At 70.0% G+C, this 14,669-nt stretch carries 15 protein-coding genes; 6 read left to right on the top strand and 9 right to left on the bottom strand.

Annotation, left to right across the window (positions count from 1 at the left end; all coding sequences use genetic code 11):
- Window positions 1-6 precede the first annotated feature (6 nt).
- From ABLG96_RS18890 to ABLG96_RS18875, 4 genes are all read right to left on the bottom strand, one after another.
- Window positions 7-246: a DUF3073 domain-containing protein gene (locus ABLG96_RS18890; RefSeq protein WP_353648860.1), complete on the bottom strand. Its 240-nt coding sequence runs from the start codon at window positions 244-246 to the stop codon at window positions 7-9.
- A gap of 80 nt (window positions 247-326) precedes the next feature.
- The gene (locus tag ABLG96_RS18885) at window positions 327-1,289 is read right to left on the bottom strand and encodes an asparaginase (RefSeq protein ID WP_353648859.1); all 963 of its coding nucleotides are present in this window, start codon (window positions 1,287-1,289) and stop codon (window positions 327-329) included.
- A 46-nt stretch (window positions 1,290-1,335) separates the two neighbouring features.
- Entirely contained in the window at window positions 1,336-2,316 is a 981-nt protein-coding gene (locus ABLG96_RS18880; protein ID WP_353648858.1) for a pyridoxal-phosphate dependent enzyme, read from the bottom strand.
- A 57-nt stretch (window positions 2,317-2,373) separates the two neighbouring features.
- The gene (locus ABLG96_RS18875; protein ID WP_353648857.1) at window positions 2,374-3,495 is read right to left on the bottom strand and encodes a folate-binding protein; all 1,122 of its coding nucleotides are present in this window, start codon (window positions 3,493-3,495) and stop codon (window positions 2,374-2,376) included.
- Window positions 3,496-3,740: 245 nt separating this feature from the next.
- On the opposite strand from ABLG96_RS18875, the gene coaA reads away from it, so the two are divergent.
- The 3 genes from coaA (at window position 3,741) to pgm (ending at window position 7,576) form a co-directional block, all read left to right on the top strand.
- The gene (gene coaA, locus ABLG96_RS18870; protein ID WP_353651586.1) at window positions 3,741-4,700 is read left to right on the top strand and encodes a type I pantothenate kinase; all 960 of its coding nucleotides are present in this window, start codon (window positions 3,741-3,743) and stop codon (window positions 4,698-4,700) included.
- A gap of 324 nt (window positions 4,701-5,024) precedes the next feature.
- A complete protein-coding gene (locus tag ABLG96_RS18865; protein WP_353648856.1) occupies window positions 5,025-5,873 on the top strand; it encodes an aminotransferase class IV in 849 nt (282 codons plus the stop codon).
- Window positions 5,874-5,917: 44 nt separating this feature from the next.
- Window positions 5,918-7,576 (top strand): phosphoglucomutase (alpha-D-glucose-1,6-bisphosphate-dependent), encoded by a 1,659-nt coding sequence (gene pgm / locus ABLG96_RS18860; RefSeq protein WP_353648855.1) that lies wholly within the window; start codon window positions 5,918-5,920, stop codon window positions 7,574-7,576.
- 57 nt (window positions 7,577-7,633) lie between these two features.
- On the opposite strand, the gene ABLG96_RS18855 is transcribed toward pgm, so the two are convergent.
- The 4 genes from ABLG96_RS18855 to ABLG96_RS18840 all read right to left on the bottom strand — a co-directional run bounded on the left by ABLG96_RS18855 (window position 7,634) and on the right by ABLG96_RS18840 (window position 10,992).
- On the bottom strand, window positions 7,634-8,536 hold the full coding sequence (locus ABLG96_RS18855; protein WP_353648854.1) for a DUF559 domain-containing protein: 903 nt from the start codon (window positions 8,534-8,536) through the stop codon (window positions 7,634-7,636).
- 246 nt (window positions 8,537-8,782) lie between these two features.
- A complete protein-coding gene (locus tag ABLG96_RS18850; protein ID WP_353648853.1) occupies window positions 8,783-9,424 on the bottom strand; it encodes an FABP family protein in 642 nt (213 codons plus the stop codon).
- 182 nt (window positions 9,425-9,606) lie between these two features.
- Entirely contained in the window at window positions 9,607-10,308 is a 702-nt protein-coding gene (locus ABLG96_RS18845; RefSeq protein ID WP_353648852.1) for a DUF2993 domain-containing protein, read from the bottom strand.
- Window positions 10,309-10,344: 36 nt separating this feature from the next.
- The gene (locus tag ABLG96_RS18840) at window positions 10,345-10,992 is read right to left on the bottom strand and encodes an alpha/beta fold hydrolase (protein WP_353651585.1); all 648 of its coding nucleotides are present in this window, start codon (window positions 10,990-10,992) and stop codon (window positions 10,345-10,347) included.
- 320 nt (window positions 10,993-11,312) lie between these two features.
- On the opposite strand from ABLG96_RS18840, the gene ABLG96_RS18835 reads away from it, so the two are divergent.
- Together ABLG96_RS18835 and mshD are read left to right on the top strand one after the other, a co-directional pair.
- Entirely contained in the window at window positions 11,313-12,008 is a 696-nt protein-coding gene (locus tag ABLG96_RS18835) for a response regulator transcription factor (RefSeq protein ID WP_353648851.1), read from the top strand.
- Between the two features lie 25 nt (window positions 12,009-12,033).
- The gene (gene mshD, locus ABLG96_RS18830) at window positions 12,034-12,969 is read left to right on the top strand and encodes a mycothiol synthase (protein WP_353648850.1); all 936 of its coding nucleotides are present in this window, start codon (window positions 12,034-12,036) and stop codon (window positions 12,967-12,969) included.
- A gap of 253 nt (window positions 12,970-13,222) precedes the next feature.
- On the opposite strand, the gene ABLG96_RS18825 is transcribed toward mshD, so the two are convergent.
- Window positions 13,223-13,582, bottom strand: a complete 360-nt coding sequence (locus tag ABLG96_RS18825) for a hypothetical protein (protein ID WP_353648849.1) — start codon at window positions 13,580-13,582, stop codon at window positions 13,223-13,225.
- Here ABLG96_RS18825 and pstS point away from each other — a divergent pair.
- Entirely contained in the window at window positions 13,581-14,612 is a 1,032-nt protein-coding gene (gene pstS, locus ABLG96_RS18820) for a phosphate ABC transporter substrate-binding protein PstS (RefSeq protein ID WP_353648848.1), read from the top strand. The two genes, ABLG96_RS18825 and pstS, sit on opposite strands and share 2 nt — an antisense overlap.
- The last annotated feature ends 57 nt before the right edge of the window (window positions 14,613-14,669 follow it).

Raw genomic sequence — 14,669 nt, 5'->3', positions numbered from 1 at the left:
GGTGTCTCAGCGAGCTGAGGCGTACTGGCCCTGGGAGCCGTCGTCGTCCTCGTCGTCGACGATGTAGGCCGCGTACGGGTCATCGTCGTCGTCGGCCACCTCCGTGCTCACCGGTGGCGGCGGGGGCAGATAACCGTGCCCCTCACCCAGCTCACGCTGGAGCGCCGTGACGTCGATCGAGGAAGTGTGGTACTTCAGCTCCCTGGCGACCTTCGTCTGCTTTGCCTTCTGACGGCCTCGCCCCATGGCGGACCCCCTTGCACGGTAGAAGCGGGGCGGCCGGCTGAGGGCGGCCCCGGAATCAGCAACTGTTCGTGCCCACGATCCTACAGGTCGTCAGCCACCCCTGGTGCGATGGTCACCGACCCGACCGGCCGGCCCCCACCGAGGATGCTGCCGACGGCCAGCTCGTCGAGTGCCGGCGAGTTCAGTCCGAGCCGCTGCAGCACCGGGACCAGCACCGGCATCCGGGCTCGGGCCGCGCCGTCGGAGATCTTCAGGGCCACCGCGGTGCCGTCCGGCAGGGACGCCACGTGCACCCCCTCGGCGCCGCCCTTCATCAGCACACCCGGGTGGGCGGCCATGATCACGGTGTCGTCGCGACCAGTGCCGGCGACCATCTCCGGGTGCGCACGCATCGCGGCGGCCACCGCATGTTCGGCGGTGCCGTTCGCGGCCTGCACCAGCGCGCCGAAGCCGCGGGCCAGGGCGGTCAGGCTGATCGCCGCGAGCGGTGCGCCGCAGCCGTCCACGCCGACCGCTGCCGGTCGCTCGCCGGTGATGCGGCCGATCGCGGCCAGCGCGGCCTGCTGGTACGGATGCGTGGGGTCCAGGTAGCTCGCGGTGTCCCAGCCGGCCGCAGTGCAGGCGGTGAGCATGCCGGAGTGCTTGCCGGAGCAGTTCATGTAGATCCGTCTGGGCGGCTCGTCGGCGCGGATCGCCGCAGCGCGGGAGGCCTCGTCCAGCGGCAGGTCGACCGGGCAGCCCAGGTCGTCCTCGGTGAGACCGGCCGCGGCGAGGATTCCGCGGGCTCTGGCGACGTGCATCGGTTCGCCGGAGTGGGACGCCGAGCTGAGCGCCAGATCGGCGCCCTCCAGCGCGGCGCCCGACTCGAGCATGGCGACGGCCTGGAACGGCTTGTTCGACGATCGGGGGAACACCGGGACAGTGACGTCGCCGAGCGCGTACCGGATCGAGCCGTCCGGCGCCGTCACCACCAGCGCTCCGAAATGCGTGCACTCGTGGAACCCGGAGCGGGTGACGTGGGCCAGATCGACGTACGGGTTCACAGATCTCCTCGATGCGGTGCTGGTGCTGGTGCTGGTGCTGGGCCGGTCAGCGCAGGATGTCGAGCAGGACGGCGGGATCGATGTTGCCACCCGACACGATTGCGACCCGCTTGCCGGCGGGCAGGTGCTCGCTGTGGAACAGGTGGGCCGCCACGGCGACCGCCCCGCTGGGCTCGGCGGCCAGGTGAGCCTGCAGGGTGAGCCTGCGGGTCGCCTCCCGGATCTCGTCCTCGGTGACGGTCAGGATGTCGCTCACCTGGGTCCGGATGTGCTCCCACGGCAGCTTGCCGACCGAGAAGGTCCGCAGGCCGTCCGCGATCGTGCGGGCGGTCTGGGCGGGCTCCCAGGCGGTGCGGACGCCGGCCCGGAACGAGGCAGCGGCATCGCCGGCGAGCTCCGGCTCGACGCCGACCACCACCGCGTCCGGCAACAGCGCCGCCGCCGCGGCGGCGACCCCGGCGATGAGGCCACCGCCGGAGACGGGCACCAGGATCACCGCGACATCCGGTGCGTCCTGGGCGATCTCGAGCCCGATCGTTCCCTGGCCGGCGATCACGAGCCGGTTGTCGAACGGCGGCACCAGGGGCATCCCGGTCTCTCGCTGCACCTCGAGCGGGCGGCTGAATCGCTGCTCGACCGGCACCAGTTCGACGGTGGCACCGAGTGCGCGGGTGGCGTCGATCTTGCGCTGCGGCGCGTTGTCCGGGATGACGATGTGCGCCGTCGTGCCGAACGCGCGGGCCGCCCACGCGACGGCCTGCGCGTGGTTGCCGGACGAATGCGCGAGGATGCCGCGGGCCCGGTCCTGCGGGTCCATCGCGGCAATGGCGTTCACCGCTCCGCGGATCTTGAACGCGCCGATCGGTTGCAGGAGTTCAGGTTTCAACCACAGCTCAGATGTGCTGTCCGGCAGATCGGCCCAGGTTGCCGGGACGAGCTGCGTGTGCAACGCGAACCCGGAGATCCGGGCAGCGGCGTCCCGGATCTCCTCGACGTCGACCAGCTGATGGGTGTCGGTGCTCGTCACGGTGCTCCCGGGTGTGCTGCGGTGAAAAGGGTGGACGATGCAGAGTGCAACGGGCGGTCAGCGACGGCGCAGGTCTGGCAGTGCGCGACGGTCGATGACCGAACGTGGTGGGGCATCCGCTGCGGTGTCGGCGTGGTCGGAGTACCCGTCCGGATCGATCAATGCGGCCACCCCGTCGACGGTCAGGGGGGTGTCCACCGGCAGGGAGCGTTTCACCAGAGCGAGCGCGATCGGACCCAGTTCATGGTGGTAGGCAACGGTTCCGACCCGGCCGACCGTCCGGCCGGCATCGGTGACGACGGCGTCGCCGGTGGCCGGCAGGCGGTCGACGGAGCCGTCCAGGTTCAGCACCACCAGTCGCCGCGGCGGACGCCCGAGGTTGCTGACCCTGGCCACCGTCTCCTGACCGCGGTAGCACCCCTTGTTGGCGTGCACCGCAGCTGCCAGCCACCGCGTCTCGTTGGGGATCGTCCGGTCGTCGGTGTCGACACCGAGCCGGGGGATGCGGGCAGGGATCCGGAGCGCATCGGCCGCCCAGCTGCCCGCTGCCCGCGCACCGGCGGCGAGGGCGGCCGCCGCCGCTGCCGCGAACCGGTCGCGGGGCACAGCGAGGGTGATTCCCTGTCCGGTCCCGATGACGGCGGCCGGATCGGCGCCGGACGTGCCGCGGACGAACAGCGCGAAGGCGGCGGCAGCCGTGACGACCTCGTCGGAGCGGGGCCCGTCTACCCGCAGCAGTGCGAGGTCGGTGGGCGCCACCTCGACTGCGGACCAGAACTGCATCGAGGTGAGGTACTTCATCAGAGCAGCGCCGTGGCCCGGCTCGGTGTCCAGATACAGGGTCTCCTGTTGGTCGGCCCCGGTGTGCCGGGTGACGGCGAAGTGGTGCTCGACGTGGCCCTGCGGGGAGAGGATGAGCGATTCGCTGCTCGCACCCGGTGCCAGGGACAGGAAGTCCTGTGAGGTCAACGAGTGCAGCCAGGTGGCCGCGTCGGCGCCGGTGACCGTCAGGATGTCGCGATGGCTGAGATCGAACAGCGCTGCTCCGATCTCCGCAGCGCGTTGTTCACCCAGCGGATCGCCGTAGTGCCAGGCGATGGCTGCGTCGGAATGCGGGGCTTCTTCACCGGCGGTGCCGCGGGCGATCGCCCCCGGGAGGTCGAGCAGGACGGAACGCATGACTCCATGCTAGGCGCCCGGCCCCGGCCACCGGGCGGAGCGACCGGATCGCCGGTGGGACAGGTCACAGCAGCGTGGGTCGGCCCGGCTGGGGTCAGCGGGCAGAATCAGCCGGTATGTCGACAGGCTCGATCGATGACGATCACAGCGTGACCGCCCAGGAGTTCGCGCGTCTTGCCGGGATCGGCACCCTCGAGGTGCCGGGGAACGCGGCCGGGGTGCCGTTCGCGCCCGTCGGGAGCGATCTGGCCGGTGGTCGGCAGGACGACGACCGTGACGGACCTTTCGTCACCCTCGACCGTGCCGGGTGGGCGGACCTGCGATCGAGCACCGAGATGACGCTCACCGAGGAGGAACTCGGGCGGCTGGGTGGCCTGACCGATCCGATCGACTCCGGCGAGGCGGAGGAGATCTACCTGCCGCTGTCGCGCCTGCTGAGCCTGCACGTCGCGGGCACGTCCCGGTTGCACCAGGTGACCTCGACCTTCCTGGGCACGCGCGCCCCCCGGACCCCGTTCGTCGTCGGCGTCGCCGGATCGGTCGCCGTCGGCAAGTCGACCACCGCCAGAGTGCTGCGCGAGTTGATGTTGCGCTGGCCCGAATCGCCCAGGGTCGAGCTGGTGACGACTGACGGGTTCCTGTATCCGAACGCCGTGCTCGAGCAGCGGAACCTGATGAACCGCAAGGGTTTCCCGGAATCCTACGACCGTCGGGCACTGTTGGCGTTCGTCTCGGACGTCAAGTCGGGCAAGCCGGAGGTGCGGGCCCCGCGGTACGACCACCTGACCTACGACATCCTCGCGGGCGACGAGCTGGTGGTGCACCATCCGGACGTGCTGATCGTCGAGGGGCTGAACGTGCTGCAGCCGGCGAAGGGCTCCGACGATCCCGAGGGTGCGCTGGCCGTCAGCGACTTCTTCGACTTCTCGATCTACGTGGACGCCGACACCGCGGACGTCCGTCGGTGGTACGTCGAGCGGTTCCTCACCCTGCGCCGCACGGCTTTCGCCGATCCGGACTCGTTCTTCCACCGGTTCTCCTCCCTCACCGACGAGCAGGCCAAGGATCTGGCGACCGAGATCTGGAAGGCGATCAACGAGCCGAACCTGCGGGAGAACATCCTGCCCACCCGCGGCCGGGCGGATCTTGTGCTGCACAAGGGATCCGACCATTCCGTCGAGCGGATCCGGTTGCGCAAGCTCTGACGGGATCGACTCTCTCCGTTCGCTGGATCGTCGAGATTCGGTGGTCGAGCGACGCAGGAGTCGAGACCCGCGTTCGATCTGCGACTTGGTTCTGACACGACGGGATCTCGACCCACTTCGTTCGCTGGATCGTCGAGATTCGGTGGTCGAGCGACGCAGGAGTCGAGACCCGCGTTCGATCTGCGACTTGGCTCTGACACGACGGGATCTCGACCCACTTCGTTCGCTCCATCACCACGGACATTGCTCGATCCCCGCGGGGGTGTCGCTCGAGCAGCGATCTGACAGTGCCGTTCGTCGACGGCAGAACTAGGCTGGGCGACTGTGACCGACACCATCATCGCGACCCTCGACGGACAGCTGCACCGGGCGGACGAGCCGCTGCTGCGACCGGACGATCTGGGGGTGCTGCGCGGGGACGGTGTCTTCGAGACCACCCTCGCCGTCGACGGCATCCCGCGTGATCTCACCGAACATCTGGAACGGCTGACGACGTCGGCCAAGCTGCTCGACTTCGACGTCCCGGCCGAGCTGGCTTGGCGGCCGGCGATCGACGCGGTGCTGAAGGCCTGGAAGGGCGCCGAGGGTGGCTCCGAGATGACCCTCCGCCTGATGGCCACCCGGGGAGCCGAGGCCGGCGGCGAACCGACCACCCTGGTGATCGGATCCGACGTCGCCGCCGCCACCCTGCAGCAGCGCGCAGGCGTGCGAGTGCGGGTGCTGCAACGCGGATTCGCCGGTCCGGACGTGGCTGCGATGCCGTGGCTGCTCCCCGGTGCGAAGACCCTGTCCTATGCCGTCAACATGGCGGCCGTGCGGCACGCGAAGTCGTGCGGCGACGACGACGTGATGTTCGTCGGCACCGACGGTCTGATGCTGGAAGGGCCGACCTCGACGCTGATCCTGGCCGAGGGCGACACCCTGAGCACGCCGCGCCGCGACGGCATCCTGGACGGCATCACCGTCCGCCGGTTGTTCGCCGCTGCCGAGCAGGCCGGCTGGCGAACGGCGTACGGGGACATCGCTCCCGAACGGCTGCTCTCCGCAGACGGGGCGTTCGTGGCCTCCAGCGTGCGGATGCTGTCGCCGATCGTCGCCGTCGACGGGACCGCCCGCGCGGTCTCGGAGCGCACCGGCGAGCTCCAGGAGCTGCTACGCCGGGATCCCGCCTGACGCTCGTGAACCCGCCCTCCCGGATCGGAAGTCCGCGGGGTTGAATGGCGCCCATGGATCCACGCGCAGGGCAGCCGGCCGAGCCGGTCGATCTGGTCGACCTCGACGCACTCCTGGCGGCCTACGACGAGCTCGAACCGGACCCGTCCGTGCCCGAGCAACAGGTGGTGTTCGGGACGTCCGGTCACCGTGGGTCGAGCCTGGACGTGGCGTTCAACCGTAATCACATCCTGGCGATCACCCAGGCGATCTGTGAGTTCCGGGCCTCGCAGGGCACCACCGGACCACTGTTCCTCGGCGCCGACACCCACGCGCTCTCCGGTCCGGCGACCCGCACCGCGCTGGAGGTGCTCGCGGCCAACGGCGTCACGGTGATGCTCGACTCGAACGACGGCTACACCCCCACCCCGGCCGTCAGCCACGCGATCATCAAGGCCAACCGCAAGCGCAGCGGTGCAGCGGCCGACGGGATCGTCGTGACGCCCTCGCACAACCCGCCCAGGGACGGCGGTTTCAAGTACAACCCGCCGGACGGTGGCCCGGCCGATTCCGACGCGACCGGCTGGATCGCCGGGCGGGCCAACGAGCTGCTGCGGGACGGCCTGCGCGGCGTCCGCCGGGTCTCCTACGACGAGGCCCAGCGCGCAGACACCACCGGCTTCTACGACTTCATGTCCGGCTACGTCAGCGACCTCGACTCCGTCGTCGACATCGAGGCGATCCGGGCCGCCGGCGTGACGATCGGCGCCGACCCGATGGGCGGCGCATCGGTCGCCTACTGGGGTGCGATCGCCGAGCGGCTCGACCTCGACCTGACCGTCGTCAACGACACCGTCGATCCCCGCTGGGAGTTCATGACGCTCGACTGGGACGGCAAGATCCGGATGGACTGCAGCTCGCCGCAGGCGATGGCGTCGCTGGTGAAGCGGATGGAGGGCGGTGATGCGGGATTCCAGATCGCCACCGGCAACGACGCGGACGCCGACCGGCACGGGATCGTCACGCCCGACGCGGGGCTGATGAACCCGAATCACTACCTTGCCGTTGCGATCGACTACCTCTACCGGCATCGCACCGAGTGGCCTGCGGACGCGGGGGTCGGCAAGACCCTGGTGTCCAGCTCGATGATCGACCGGGTGACCGCTGACCTCGGTCGCCGGCTGGTGGAGGTACCGGTCGGCTTCAAGTGGTTCGTGCCGGGCCTCATCGACGGTTCGATCGGCTTCGGCGGCGAGGAGTCGGCGGGGGCCTCGTTCCTGCGGCGCCGCGGGACGGTCTGGACCACCGACAAGGACGGCATCCTGCTCGCGCTGCTGGCCTCCGAGATCCAGGCGGTGACCGACAAGTCGCCGAGCGAACGGTACGCGGAACTCGTTGCACAGCACGGGGATCCCGCCTACGCCAGGGTCGATGCACCCGCCAGCAAGGCGCAGAAGAGCAAGCTCGCCAGGCTCTCCTCCGACGACGTGAAGGCCGACACCCTGGCGGGGGAGAAGATCACCGACCGGCTGGTGACCGCACCGGGCAACGGCGCGGCCATCGGTGGCCTCAAGGTGGTCACCGAGAACGCCTGGTTCGCGGCCCGCCCGTCCGGCACCGAGGACGTCTACAAGATCTATGCCGAGTCCTTCCGCGGGCCCGAGCACCTCGCTCAGGTGCAGGCCGAGGCTCGCGAGGTGGTCTCCGCGGCCCTGGGCGGCTGAACTTGCAGGAAATCGACGGCTCGTCGACGAATCCGACGCGTGTCGCGGCGGGATCGCTCACGACCCGTCGAAAACGTGCAGCCCTCGGGTTCGGCGGGTCTTCTGCAGGACGTCGCGGATGAGATCGACGCATCGCTGGGGGTCCACGCAGAGTTGGCGGTAGGTGAACCGCAGCACGATCCAGCCGTCGCGGACCAGGTCGTTCTGTCGGACGCGGTCTTGTTCGAAGACAGCCCGATCGAACTGATGGAACCGTCCGTCGATCTCGATCGCCACCATCACGCCCCGGAACCGGATGTCCAGGTAGTAGAGCTGCTGGTTGCTCGTGATCACCGGCGCGTTGGCGACCCAGCCTGTCAGTCTCCGCTGCCGGAACTCCCTGTGCGCCAATCGCTCTGCTGCCGACCACGGATTTGTGCGTGACTCGACCATGATCTGCCGACGATCCCGATTGCCACGACGGTGCGGCATCGACGCCAGTGCTTCCCACAGCTGGTCGAGGGTGATCCGGCGGGAGCGTAGCGCAGTGTCGATGGCATCGGGCCCGAGCCGACCGGAGAGGTCGATCGCAGCGGCGGCCGGCGCGAGAACGGTCAGTCCCCGGCGCCGTTGCACCAGTTCGGGCGGCACGATGACCTCCGAGAACGAGTAGCCAGGCCGTCGGATGCGGGTGGCTGCTGCCACCTCGATCACCGGGACCCGCAGCTCGGGCCAGAAGGTGGCACGGGCTGCCGCTGCGCCCAGGACCACGGCATCAGGATTCCAGGCGGCGACAGCGGCGAGTCGGAGCGCGGGATCGTTGGCCACCGCCGATGCGAGGTACACGCCGGGAAGGGGAGAGACGAGCGTCCCGGCCGCCACGGCGCGGGTGAGGGTGCTGGAAGCGACATCCGTGGTGTTGCTGGTCAGCAACGGTCCCTCGTCCTGCAGGAGTCGTTCGATCGCGGTGGCTCGGTGCATGAGTCGACCCTGGCCCGGACCGATCGATGACGCCGGCACGAAAGCTGGAGCAGTGGACAGCTTCGAGCCTGTGCACAACTGTGGCCGCAGGAATTCGACGGCTCGTCGTCGGATCCGGTCGTTCAGTCGGCCGACGGACCAATGACCCGTCGAAAACGTGCGCCGACCAGCTGACCAGCCGCTCAGCCGCTCAGCCGCTCAGCCGCTCAGCCGCTCAGCTGCTCAGCCGCTCAGCCGCTCAGCCGCTCAGCCGACCAGGCGCTCCAGCAGCGCGGAGGCATGCGGGGCCAGCTCGGCGTCGGTGTGCGCACGCTCCTCGACATAGGCAAGCCGGCCGTCGGGGGTGATGCCGTACAGCCGGGTCGCACCGATCACCGGCACCGCGGTGGGGGTGCGCCAGACACCGTCGGTGGTGAGCGCCCACGACGAGACCGAGCGCGACCGGCCGTAGAAGACCTCGATCCGGCCTTCGGCGTGCGCGAGCAGCAGCTCGACGGAGCCGTCGTCCTGCGGCCGGAACCAGCCGACCTCGCGGGCGCCGGCCATCGGTCCGTCCGCTCGGCGCAGGTCCCAGCTCACCGACTCGAAGCGCAGGAACGGCCGGCCGTCGTGGCTGACGCTGATCTGCTGACCGAAGTCGGCGACCGGGTCGTCGGACGTGCGCGTCTCGTTGCCGTAGGTGCCGGTGCCGCGCCAGACCCCCACCATCGGCAGGAGCCCGAGGCAGGCCGGGTGCAGCTCGGGCCCCAGTCGCAAGTTGGCGGTGTCGGCCGGGATCGGCAGCGGTGCCACGTCGAGAAGGTTGCGGTCCCGGGTGGTGCCGGCCCGTTCGTCGGCCGCAGCGATCGCCGCGTCGCCGGAGGGTCGGGGGGTGTCGCCGTCGGGCATCGGGTGGATCCTCAACTGTCGATGGGTTCGGGTGGGCTCAGCTGTCGGTGGGCTCAGTCGCGCCGCAGGGCTCGGACGGCGATCCAGGCGAGGGTGGCCGCGAGCGCGACGGCAGCCACCACCAGCAGGATGACGAAGATGGCCTGCCACATGTCAGGGACGGTACCGGTCGGCCTGCGAGCTCATTGCAGCAGCGAGCCGATCGGCACGTCGAGCGACGACGCGCTGAGCACCAGGGAGTCGCCGATGACGGTCGCCTGACCGGCGTCGATGGTCACCGGCAGACCCTGGAGCGGGTACTGCACGGTCAGACCGGACAGGAACCTGGTGGCCAGCGCGGCCGGGATCCCGCTGCTGTCCACCACCTTGTCGGCCTTCAGATACAGCACGTTCTTCCGGATCGTGGGGCTCACCTGGGCGGTGATGTCGTAGGTCCGGCCACCGGTCGCCAGCGTGCTCTTGATCAGCAGTGTCGAGGAATCCCCCGCGGAGAGGGTGATCTGTGGGGTGTCGAAAGCCTTGGCCAGCGAGGTGAACGGCACCGCGGCGCGGACGGTCACCTTCTGGGCGGTGACGGAGTCGATGTTGCCGCCGACCACATCGCCGATCGTCAGGGCGACACCGTAGGCATCGACGTCGGCGGCGACGTCAGCGAACTTGCCGACGGTGACGTTCGGGAGCGTCAGCGCGAGGTGCTCGTAGTTGCCGTCGACGACCTGCCAGAGAAAGGAGAACCCGCCGATGTCGAGCGTCGGTTCCGTGGGGAGTTCAGCCTGCTTGCCCAGCTCGGAGGCCAGCTTGTTCTCGGCGAAGATGCGCCCGCCGATGTCCAGACCGACCAGGATGACGGCCAGCACGGCGAGGGTGATGAAAAGTTTGCGCACCTGGTCAGTGTGCCTGCGGGGCTCAGCCGTGTCCGCTCATCCGGGAAGTACCTGCACCACCCAGCCACCGATCCGGCGGGCCAGCTCCCGGCTGGTGGCGTTCTCTGCGTGACCCATCCCCTGCTCGACCCACAGCTCCGCCCGGCCCACCGAGGCCCGCTGCAGGTCGATGCCGTGGGCGAGTGGGAAGTAGTGGTCGGCGGTGCCGTGCACCACCAGCAGCGGGACCTCGATCTCGCTGACGGCCACCAGCGGTGACGGCGGGACTGCGGTCCAGGGCGCCCCGAGTCGGATCCCGACGAGCGGCCCCACCAGTGCGCCGACCGGATGCTCGATCAGCCAGTTGACCCGGCGCATCGGGGCGGAGTCGCGGACGTACCAGCGGGACGGCGCGGACACACTGACCACCGCGTCCGGGCGGTGCGCGCCGAATGCTGCCTGCCTGAGGGCGACCGCTCCACCGAGCGAGAACCCCACCACCGCAACGGGTTCCTTCGCGCTCTCGCGGGCGTGGGCCACCGCGGCGTCGACGTCGAGGGTCTCCAGGTCGCCCACTGTCGACCCGCCGCCCGAGGTGCCGTGGCCGCGCAGGTCGAACGCCAGCACACTGCCGATCGCGGACAACTCCCTGATCACCATGGCGGTGCCGTCGGTGGTGATCGAATGCGTCATCCCGTGCACCACGACGAACGTCCGACCGGCGGGTCCCGCTACCCGGACACCGTGCAGCGGAACTCCGTCGACGGTCTCGGTGCTGACCTTCGTCGCACCCGGGAGGGCCCGATGCGCGGAGTCTGCATCGGAGCGGGAGCGCCGGAGGAATCGGTGGGGTTTGGGCAGCAGCACCACTTGATCCTGCCTGCTGTGCGGCCCTGCGCGGAGCGCTCGCCGCGCGCCGATAGAATCGGTGCTGACCCGGACCTCCCCGGAGTGCCCTCCGTGGCCACTCCCGGCGCGTGAGCGTCCGGGGCGACGACCGGCCGACGCGTGGGAAGGAGATCGAGATGGATCTTCTCCTGCTGACCACCGACAGCGATCCGGCTGCCGTCCTGCCCGCCGTCGACCTGCTGCCCATGACGGTGCGGGCCGGGGCTTTCGAGGCGGCGTCGCTGGTCACCGCCGGTCCCTACGACCTCGTACTGGTCGATGCCAGGACCAACCTGGCCGGCGCCAGGGCGCTGTGTCGCCTGCTCGGCGAGGACGGCCTGGCCATCCCGGTGCTGGCGATCGTCACCGAGGGCGGGATGGTCGCCATCGGGCCCGAGTGGGGAGTCTCGGACGTGGTGCTGGCCACGGCCGGGCCGGCTGAGCTCCACGCGCGGCTGCGGCTGCTCGCCGCCCGCGCGGCGACCACGGCCAGCTCCTCCGTCACCAGCCTCGGTGACCTGACCATCGACGAGGAGACCTACACCGCCCGGTTGCGTGGTCGCGTCCTGGAGCTGACGTACAAGGAGTTCGAGCTGCTGCGGTTCCTGGCGCAGCACCCGGGACGGGTGTTCACCCGCGAGCAACTTGTCACGGAGGTCTGGGGATACGACTTCTTCGGCGGCACCCGCACCGTCGACGTGCACGTCCGACGGTTGCGCGCGAAGCTCGGCGCCGAGCACGAGTCGCTGATCGGCACCGTCCGCAACGTCGGCTACAAGATGGTCCCGCCGCCGCGCGCGCTCGAGCGCGACGAATCGGTCCGCCAGGTATGACCGCGGCCCGGTACCGAGCACGGCGATGAGTCAGCGGCCGGGCGCCGACTGGGCTGCGCCCGACACCGACGCGATCGGGCGCATCCTCGACCTGGTCCGAGCGGCGCGGGTGACCGATGGCGTCGAGGCGCTGTCCGGCCACGTGCTGGACGCACTCGCCACCACCTCGGCGCTGCAGATCGTCGAGGGCGACGATCTGCTCGGTGTCGCGGTGATCAGCGGCGACGACCCCGCGGAGCTACTGGTCCACCCCGATCACCGTGGCAGGGGGATCGGCGGCAGGCTGTTGGACGCCACGTTGGCGCGACGACCTCGGGTCTGGGCGCACGGCGATCTGCCGGCCGCGCGAGCGCTGGCGGCCGCGCGCGATCTCGGGGCCGTCCGGATGTTGTTGCAGCTGCGCCGGACGTTGGCGGGGCTGCCGCCGCAGCCCGCCCTGCCGGACGGGGTCCGGGTCCGCACCTTCGATCCCGCGTCGGACCTCGCGCAGTTCCTCGGCGTCAACGCCAGAGCGTTCGCGTGGCATCCGGAGCAGGGCCGGTTGGACGACGCGGGGATGCGGCACGAGATGGCGCAGCCGTGGTTCGACCCCGCCGGATTCTTCCTCGCCGTCACCGACGAGGGTCGGGACGAGGTCGGCGGCTCCGACCGGGTGCTCGGATTTCACTGGACGAAGATCCACGAGGTGGATCCGACCCCGGTCCGTCCGGGCAGCGGCGAGCAGGCTGCCCCGTCCGGACCGGTCGGTGAGGTCTACGTGATCGCGGTCGATCCGTTGTCACCGGTTCGCCGGCTGGGCGAACCGCTGACGCTCGTAGGCCTGCATCACCTCGCCGGCCGCGGACGGCAGACCGTGATGCTGTACGTCGAGGGTGACAATCCGTCCGCGCTGGCGCTGTACCGGCGCCTCGGGTTCGGCGAATGGGCGACCGACGTCGTCTATGCGGACCAACGTTCCTGACTTCGCCGCTCGGGCGATCACGCACTGTCACAACCGTGCGATACGTCACTGCGATGCTCGCCCGGAGCGCGTGTTGCGACTGTTCGGTGACGTTTCATCGAAACCAGCCAACTCGCGTTCACCCACCGTTCACCTGCGACGGACCCGTCGTCCACAGGGCGCTCCTACCGTCAGCCGAGGGTCGCCGAAGTGCGGACGACCTGACAGCGCGAGCCCGTACGGGGATCCGCGGTCATCCAGTGCCCTGGGGCACTTATCTTCGAGGAGAACGCGTGAAGATCACGCACATCGGCGGCAAGGCCGCTTTCACCGCAGCTCTGGCAGCCGCGGCCATCGTGCTCACCGCCTGTGGGTCCAGCTCGGGCACCGCTGCGAGCAGCACCCCGACCGTCGCGAGCACGCCGGCGTCGAGCACCGCGATGTCCATGACGGAGTCGAGCATGGACTCCAGCACCAGCGAGTCGAGCATGGACTCCAGCACGAGCGAGAACCCGAGCTCGAGCATGGACCCGAGCTCGAGCATGGACCCGAGCTCGAGCATGGACCCGAGCTCGAGCATGGACCCGAGCTCGAGCATGGACCCGAGCTCGAGCATGGACCCGAGCTCGAGCATGGACCCGAGCTCGAGCAGCAGCACCCCCCCGGCCGGCGACGCGCCGACCTTCGAGGGCTCCGGCTTCGCCTGCGCCACCGGCGAGCTGCGCTCCTCAGGCTCCACCGCCCAGGGCAAGGCCATTGCCGCCTGGATCACCGCCTACAACGCCAAGTGCAAGGCCTCGATCGGCGACTACGGCGGCGGCGGCTCCAGCAAGGGCATCAGCGACTTCACGGCCAAGCAGACCGACTTCGGTGGTTCGGACTCCGCACTCAAGGACGACCAGAAGGACCCGGCCAAGACCCGCTGCGGCGGCGCCGACGCCATCGACCTGCCGATGGTCACCGGCCCGATCGCGATCGCCTACAAGCTCGAGGGTGTCACCGACCTGACCCTCACCCCGGCGATCCTGGCCGGCATCTTCGACGACAAGATCACCAACTGGGACGACGAGGCCATCAAGGCCGCCAACCCGGGTGCGACGCTGCCGAACACCCCGATCCAGACCGTCCACCGCAGCGAGGACTCGGGTACCACCGAGAACTTCACCAAGTACCTCAAGGCCACGGCCGACTGGCCGTACGACGCCGCCAAGGCGTGGGCCGGCGCGGGCGGCACCGGGGCCAACGGCAGTGACGGCGTCGCTGCGGCGATCGGCGGCACCGACGGTGCCATCGGCTACGTCGAGTGGGGCTTCGCGACCTCGAACAAGCTCTCGGTCGCCAAGATCGACAACGGTGGCGGCGCCGTCGAGCTGACCGCCGAGACCGCCGGTAAGGCAGTCGCGGCCGCCGAGGTCACCGGCACCGCTCCCGACCTGGCACTGAAGCTGGACTACGCGACCAAGGAAGCCGGCGCGTACCCGATCATCCTGGTCACCTACGAGATCGTCTGCTCCTCGGGCAACGGCGACAAGGCCGAACTCATCAAGTCCTTCCTCGGCTGGACCGCCACCGACGGACAGACGACTCTGACCGACGTCGGCGCAGCCCCGCTGCCCGCCGAGATCCAGACCAAGGTCATCGAAGCCGTCAAGGGCCTCAAGTGACCTGCAGCTGTCCCTGACTGACAGCACTGCCGACCACCAGCACGACCTGACGGAACG

The organism is Nakamurella sp. A5-74 (assembly GCF_040438885.1).
Lineage (GTDB): Bacteria > Actinomycetota > Actinomycetes > Mycobacteriales > Nakamurellaceae > Nakamurella.
This window is presented reverse-complemented; position numbering and strand designations above follow the sequence as displayed.

Coding starts and splice junctions, on each gene's coding strand:
- ABLG96_RS18890 (WP_353648860.1), bottom strand. CDS start 246: ATGGGGCGAGGCCGTCAGAAGGCAAAGCAGACGAAGGTCGCCAGGGAG.
- ABLG96_RS18875 (WP_353648857.1), bottom strand. CDS start 3,495: ATGCGTTCCGTCCTGCTCGACCTCCCGGGGGCGATCGCCCGCGGCACC.
- pgm (WP_353648855.1), top strand. CDS start 5,918: ATGGCGCCCATGGATCCACGCGCAGGGCAGCCGGCCGAGCCGGTCGAT.
- ABLG96_RS18855 (WP_353648854.1), bottom strand. CDS start 8,536: ATGCACCGAGCCACCGCGATCGAACGACTCCTGCAGGACGAGGGACCG.
- ABLG96_RS18850 (WP_353648853.1), bottom strand. CDS start 9,424: ATGCCCGACGGCGACACCCCCCGACCCTCCGGCGACGCGGCGATCGCT.
- ABLG96_RS18835 (WP_353648851.1), top strand. CDS start 11,313: ATGGATCTTCTCCTGCTGACCACCGACAGCGATCCGGCTGCCGTCCTG.
- mshD (WP_353648850.1), top strand. CDS start 12,034: ATGAGTCAGCGGCCGGGCGCCGACTGGGCTGCGCCCGACACCGACGCG.
- pstS (WP_353648848.1), top strand. CDS start 13,581: ATGGACCCGAGCTCGAGCAGCAGCACCCCCCCGGCCGGCGACGCGCCG.
- ABLG96_RS18825 (WP_353648849.1), bottom strand. CDS start 13,582: ATGCTCGAGCTCGGGTCCATGCTCGAGCTCGGGTCCATGCTCGAGCTC.